This window comes from Bartonella sp. AA168HLJHH, from assembly GCF_042197365.1.
In the GTDB taxonomy this organism is placed as follows: domain Bacteria; phylum Pseudomonadota; class Alphaproteobacteria; order Rhizobiales; family Rhizobiaceae; genus Bartonella.
Window position 1 is genome coordinate 1 of the sequence record NZ_JBHIRS010000045.1, and the last position, 1,434, is coordinate 1,434.

General features: G+C 36.3%; 1 protein-coding gene. It reads left to right on the forward strand.

All coding sequences use genetic code 11. The features are described from left to right. Window positions 1-759 precede the first annotated feature (759 nt). The coding region (locus tag ACFINM_RS09480) for a right-handed parallel beta-helix repeat-containing protein (protein ID WP_375641253.1) at window positions 760-1,434 on the forward strand (675 nt) is incomplete at its 3' end.

Below are 1,434 nucleotides of genomic sequence, written 5' to 3' on the forward strand. Positions count from 1 at the left end.
CTGTCTCACAATTTCTCCCTTCATGGTGATGTAAGTTATCAACAAAAGCTTCAGAAAACTGGTATAAGTGGTGCAAGCTTTTCAGGTGGCATACGCTATCAGTTTTAAATCAAGGCTGTAAAAATAGCGTATTTCTTTTCTATGCATCAACAAAAAAGGCAGCAACAATATGCTGCCCTTTTTGTACATTAAAGTCATCCTTTTTCCTTTTAAAGCACCCTTCCCTCTTTATACTTAGTTCTTTACGAAAATCCCCAAGACAAGACACAACAAACGCAACAGAGCACTTCCATTCCCAGTGGATGAACAGTACTTCCTACTTTGAAAAAAAGAAAAGTCTATTAGAAATAAATTAATACCACTGTGTTGAAAGATGAAAACCCACTTTAAGCCCAAGTAAGTTAGCTTTTTTACTAGCTTCTTCTACATCCTTTTTTGTTCCCTCATAACCCCAATTTGCGTCATATAATAATCCCTACCATCAGGTAAAAGATATCATGGTACCACTATATCAGTATCTCACAATATTTCTCTGAATAATAATATTCAAAATTATAATTCTTTAAATAAAATCCATTATAAATACATTTTGTATTAGACATAATTAATATCAATTATTTTTTAATTTTGACAAAAAACCAAAAATGTCTTACCAAATAAAGACAATTACTGAAATTAATAACAACTATCCATTTTCACTTCTTCTTATGAAGTTCGCGGGGAAATGAATATTTTGGGGCTCTCATAAGGAGAATACTAGTGTATAAAACATCCCTTTTATCATGCACGGCTGCAGCCGCTATTATCCTGTTCAACATCCAGTTCAGTGCACATGCTGAAACCCTCGTAGTTTCTGGGGGAAAACAACAAGAAGTATCCGATAAAACCTACGAAACTATTCACGCAAAAGACGGTGGCAAAATCATTGGAAAACATTTAACCATAAACCACCCAGTCCATTACGATGTATACGCTGTAACAGCTGAAGGTGTTAACAGTGTAATTGAATTACAGGATAGTAGAATTATCCCAAAACTTGATTCTGAGATTTTCCGCGGTCTTGAAGCCAAAGACGGAGCTACAATCAAAATGATTGGAGGTTCCATTGCAGCTGCCTCTGTTGGCGCTTCTTTTAATAACACGAATAGCAGCGAAAACATGTTAAAGGACGTAGAGATATCAGACTTAGATAAAGATGGCCTGCAATTACTCTCAGGCATAGTTACCAAAGGAAGCACGCTCACCTTAAAAAATGTAACTGTTATGCATGCCTTCTCTGCTCTAAAGGCAGATGATCACTCGACAATAACAATCTCTGGAGGATCATTTGATGGAAAAACTGATGGAATATATGCTTCAAATGGCAGCACGGTTACTATCGACAACAAGACTGAGATTACAACATCCAGTGCTTATGGACTCCATGCTGATGGT